We start from the raw sequence: 4,946 nt of genomic DNA, 5'->3' as shown, positions 1-4,946 counted from the left end.
CGTCGATTTCGGCGTAGAAGCCGGCTGCCACGTTCCCGAGGGCGAAGAATCCGCCGCGGCCCAGCAGATACGCCTGCTGCAGATCCGTCAGCGGGAACGGCTCGAAACGGCTGTCCGGATCGGGAACGAGGACGCCGTCCCCCGCCGGCCGCGCCGCGCCGTCCAGCAGGCCCGCGACCGTCTCGGCCAGCTCCGAGGCGCTGGCCGGATGGCGCAGCACGGACAGGCCGGGGTCCACCCCCAGCCGCGCCTCCAGGACGGCGTTGAGCTCCACCGCGGTCAGGGAGTCCAGCAGCGCGACGGCTTCGGAGTCCGCGTCCGCGTCCAGCGCGCCCGTCCGGACCAGGAACGCCAGCAGGGCCTCGGTCAGCATGTCACGACGCGAGGCGGTGTCCCGCTCTTGAAGGAGGAGTTCGGCGAAACCCGGGTCGGTCAGATCGGGCCCTTCAGAAGACGGGAAAGGAGCGGCGTCCATGGTGTCTCCCTCGGAAGTGCAGGCATCTGTGCGCAGGCTAAGAAACTCCCTTCCGAGCACGTGTGCGACAACGCCCGTCGGGCCAGGGCGTTCGGGGTAGCCGAGCGGCTACGTCGACGACGCAATTCGATCACCCCTGCGAGGTAGCCGTTTGCCTCATCCGGCACCGGCGGCCGGGCCCTAGCCTCGGCGCAGACATCGCCTGACGGGGAGGCAACCATGCCCTCGAACCTTGTCCGGAACAGGACGTTTCTCGCTTCGGAGGCAACCGGACTCTCGATTGCCGAGGGTCTGCTGAAGGCGCGCCCCGCAGCCGGCCTGACCGTGCTCGACGCCAATCTGCGGCCTCGCCGCATCGCGTACCGCGACCTCGCCGCGCTCGCCGAACAGGCCGCCGCGTCCTTGCGGGCACACGGCGTGTCCGCGGGTGACCGGGTCTGTCTGCTGTCCCCCACCACGGAGGACCTGCTGATCACGCTGTTCGGCATCTGGCGGCTCGGCGCGGCCCCGGTGGTGGTGCCGCGGTCGCGGCGTACGGAGGCCGAGACCGTCCTGGAAGAGGTGCGGCAGCGGGTCAAGGCCACGCAGCCCGCGCTGCTGGTGACGACGGAGCAGAACGCCGGCCTCTTCGCCGGGCGCATCGGGGCGCCCGTGGTCAGCCTGCGCCGACTGCGCGAGCACACCCCCGCGCCCGGGCCGTCCCTGCCCATGCCGTCGCCGGACAGCATCGGCCTGCTCCAGTTCACCTCGGGCACCACCGCGGCCTCCCGCGCCGTGCCGGTCACCCAGGCCCAGCTCATCGGCAACATCGCGGCCGCGGGGGAGCACGTCGGGTTCGGCCCCGAGGACACCTATGTGAGCTGGCTGCCGCTCTACCACGACATGGGCATCGTGTCCCTGGCCGGCCTCTCGGCGGGCGGCGCGAACATCGTCACCATGCCCACCGAGGCGTTCATGCAGCAGCCCTCCGCCTGGATGCGCACGATCAGCGATTACGGCGGCACCTTCACCGCCGCGCCGTCCTTCGCCTATTGGCTGGCCGCCAAGGTGCAGTCGCTGCGCCCCTCCCCGCTGGACCTGTCGCAGCTGCGCATCGCCGTCATCGGCGCCGAGGCGATCGACGCGGGCGCGCTGTCCGGCACCCAGGAGACACTCGGCCGCTACGGGTTCGGCCCCACCGCCATGTGCCCGATGTACGGCCTGGCGGAGGCGACGTTGGCGGTCTCCGGCAGCAGCTCCACCACTCCCGCGCGCGTCGTCGGTCCTGCCGCCGGCCGCGACCAGGCCGGTGAGGCGCGGCCGGAGCGCCCGCTGGTGAGCTGCGGCCCCGCCGTCGCCGGCACCGACGTACGCATCCAGGGTGCGGACGGCGGAGTTCTTCCCGAGGGCGCGGTCGGTGAGGTCCTGGTGAGGGGGCCCGGTGTGACGCCCGGCTACTGGACGGCCCTCGGCGGCGCCGACCCGGACTCCCGCCCGGACGGCTGGCTGGCCACGGGGGACCTGGGGTTCCTCGACGCCGGTGAACTCGTCATCTGCGGCCGGATCAAGGACATGATCATCGCGGGCGGCCGGAACCTCTACCCCGAGGACTACGAGACGGCCGCCGAGAGCGTTCCGGGCGTGCGTGCGGGAAACGTCGTCGCGTTCTCCCTCCCCGGGCAGGAACGCATGGTCGTCATGGCGGAGATCCGCAGCGCCCGTACCGACTTGCGGGAGCTGGGCCGGGAGGTGCGGGACACCGTCAGCGCGGCGGCCGAGCACGCACCGCACGAGGTGCTGCTCGTGAGGCCCGGCACCCTGCCGAAGACGTCCTCCGGTAAACGCCAGCGCCGCATGGCGCGTGAGCTGTACGAGAAGGGTGTCCTCGACGTGCTGCACACCGTCTCCTGAGCGCCGCCCGCCGTCCTGCCGACAGGCCCGCCGTACCGTGGCGGACTGTGCCGGGAAGAAAGGGATCACATGGCCGACCGTCCGCTGACCGCCGCCCACTCCGCGGGGGACACCACGGCGTGGCTCTCCCGCCCCCTGGTCCCCGTGTCACCGCAGGCGCTGACGCTCGTGTGCGTGCCGCACGCCGGGGCCGGGCCGGGCGTCTACCGCTCCTTCGCCCAGCGGCTCGCTCCCGGTATCTCCCTGCGCCTGGTGAGCTGCCCGGCCGGGAGTTCCGCATCGGGGAGCCCGCGCTGGACCGCCTGCCTGATGTCGTCCAGGCCCTGCTGCCCCAGCTCATGCCCGAGCTGCGCGGCCGGTTCGCGCTGTGGGGCCACAGCATGGGGGCCTACGTCGCCTTCGAGGTGGCCCGCGTGCTGGAGGCCCGCTTCGGCCTGCAGGCGGAGGCGCTGGTCGTCTCCGGCTGCCAGGCGCCCCGCTCGGCGGGACGGGCCGCACTGCCCCAACGCCGCCTGCTGAGCGACGAGGACCTGTGGCTCAGCGCGGTCGATCTGAACGGTATGCCGGAGGAAATCGCCCGCACTGCGGAATTCCGGAAACTCATGGTTCCCACCCTGCGTGCCGATTTCGCGGTCTTCGAGACCTATGAGTACCGCGCCGGGCTTTCACTGGGCTGTCCGATTCACGCATTCGCCGGCCGGGACGACCCCGAGGCGCCGCCAGCGGACATGCGCGGATGGGGGAAGGAGACCCGTGCGGAGTTCGTGTTCACGGAAATGCCCGGGAATCATTTCTTCCAGCTGGACGATCCGGCCGGGTTCAGCGAACGGCTGACGGACGCATTGGTCGCGTAACCCGATGACCGGCCCCCGGCCGGTACGGGGAGGACCCGCACCGGCCGGTTACCCGTCATTCCTCTGCGTCACATCGACGAGCCCGAGCCGGAGGGCGGACGCGACCGCCATCGTGCGGTTGTGGCAGCCGAGTTTGACGAGGATGTTGGCGACATGCCGCTTCACGCCGTGCTCGGTGATGCGCATGCTCTTGGCGATCTGGCGGTTGCTCAGCCCGATGGCCATGAGCTGGAGGGTGTCCAGCTCGCGCGCGCTGAGCGACGGCCGTACCGGGGCGCTCAGGCCGGAGTCCGCGGCGAGAAGAAGCAGTTCACGCAGGGTGTTCCGGGAAACCGACACGATGTCACGGCCGGACGCGCCGAGCGTGGCGGCCAGCGTCGCCACGGACAGGTCCTCCTCGTGCAGCACCGCGTCGATGGGCAGGCCGGCCGCGACGTGCAGCCGGTCGCGGTCCAGGCCGGCGGCGAACAGCACCAGGCGGGCGCCCGGGCGGGCCAGGAGCGGGTCCAGCCGGTGAACGCCCTGCGAGAGCGCGCTGGTGGAGAGCAGGACCGTGACCGACGTCGTCAGCTGCTCCACCGGTACGTCCTCGGCGGTGGCCACGGCCACCACGCGGCTGACCGGCCACGCCTCCTCCAGCATGTACTGCAGACCCGCGCGGGTCACCGCCTGCGGCTCGATCAGGACGGCGACGGCGCCTTCGGCGCGCAGGCGCGTTTCTGCCGCGCCGCTGCCCTGACGGGATGAATCCACCCAGATCATGCGCATGCCGCATTGCGGGGAATCGCGGGCATGCTACATATCCAAATCATGCCCTTGTGTGTCGCAGTAGTTCGCTTTTTTGTCAAGGATGTTCAAGTGTCACGGACGGAATCAGGGACGGGGAACGGGCTGGGGACGGCTTCCGGCTCGGGGTGCTCCGTCAGGCCAGGCGGAAGAGACCGCGGGGGTCCGGGAGATCCACTCGGCGCCGTCCTCCGTGACGAGGGCGACGTCGCCCGCGCAGAGGTGTCCCAGGTCCGGGCAGCGTGACGTTGGGGTGGATCTCATAGACCTGGTTCGCCTCGATCGCCGGGGACGCGGCGTCCTTCGAACGGCCGCGGTCCGCGAAAAGGAAAGGGGCGGACCACGGTTCGCTGTAACTGCACCCCATCGCGTGGCAGGACTGGAAACGGAAGGGGTCGGCCGCGCGCTCGTACCGGGCAGAAGCCGTCGATCGCCAGGCCCGCGGCATTGTCACCCGCTGGCAGTCGGCCGCGGCATGAACCGGCTCCCGGACCCGTCGGCCACGAGCCAACCCCGCTCCACCAACCGCTTCGCCTTCTGCCGCAGGTTCTCCGTCACCGCGGTGACCCAACCCCACCACGACCGCCACCTCCCGCACGGTCAGACCGACACCGCCCTCCCCGCCGGACGCCACCGCCTCCACCAGCCGCCGGTAGTCCGGCGCCAGCGCGGCCACAGGGTCCAGACCCTCGCGCCACACCGGCACCACCGCGCCCTTCGGCGGCACCCGCACCCCCGCCGCCGGGCTCGCGGCCTCCTCGGCCGGGGCCAGCTCCGCAGCCAGCTCCTCCACCGCCACCTGCCGAAGCAGCCGGCCTCTCCGCCGCAGGTGCGGAACCCATCAGACTTGCTGAGAACCACCTTTGGCGGCTCCCTGGCGGCGTGGTCGTACGCATCGCCCGACCCGGTCAAGACGCAGCAGCCGCTCGCGAAGTCGCTGT

At 71.6% G+C, this 4,946-nt stretch carries 5 protein-coding genes; 2 read left to right on the top strand and 3 right to left on the bottom strand.

Annotation, left to right across the window (positions count from 1 at the left end; all coding sequences use genetic code 11):
- Nucleotides 1-475, bottom strand: a 475-nt coding sequence (locus tag VIW71_RS16065) for an acyl carrier protein (protein WP_331622970.1), incomplete at its 3' end; no start/stop codon positions are given.
- Between the two features lie 219 nt (nt 476-694).
- Here VIW71_RS16065 and VIW71_RS16060 point away from each other — a divergent pair.
- Entirely contained in the window at nt 695-2,365 is a 1,671-nt protein-coding gene (locus VIW71_RS16060) for an AMP-binding protein (protein WP_331622969.1), read from the top strand.
- Between the two features lie 203 nt (nt 2,366-2,568).
- Here VIW71_RS16060 and VIW71_RS16055 read toward each other — a convergent pair whose 3' ends face one another.
- Nucleotides 2,569-2,742: a hypothetical protein gene (locus tag VIW71_RS16055; protein WP_331622973.1), complete on the bottom strand. Its 174-nt coding sequence runs from the start codon at nt 2,740-2,742 to the stop codon at nt 2,569-2,571.
- On the opposite strand from VIW71_RS16055, the gene VIW71_RS16050 reads away from it, so the two are divergent.
- Entirely contained in the window at nt 2,659-3,219 is a 561-nt protein-coding gene (locus VIW71_RS16050) for a thioesterase II family protein (RefSeq protein ID WP_331622971.1), read from the top strand. The two genes, VIW71_RS16055 and VIW71_RS16050, sit on opposite strands and share 84 nt — an antisense overlap.
- A 48-nt stretch (nt 3,220-3,267) precedes the next feature.
- Here VIW71_RS16050 and VIW71_RS16045 read toward each other — a convergent pair whose 3' ends face one another.
- On the bottom strand, nt 3,268-3,972 hold the full coding sequence (locus tag VIW71_RS16045) for a helix-turn-helix transcriptional regulator (protein WP_331622968.1): 705 nt from the start codon (nt 3,970-3,972) through the stop codon (nt 3,268-3,270).
- Nucleotides 3,973-4,946 lie beyond the last annotated feature (974 nt).

The organism is Streptomyces sp., from assembly GCF_036524955.1.
In the GTDB taxonomy this organism is placed as follows: domain Bacteria; phylum Actinomycetota; class Actinomycetes; order Streptomycetales; family Streptomycetaceae; genus Actinacidiphila.
Note: the sequence above shows the minus strand (reverse complement) of the source record. Positions and strands in the feature narration are given on the sequence as shown.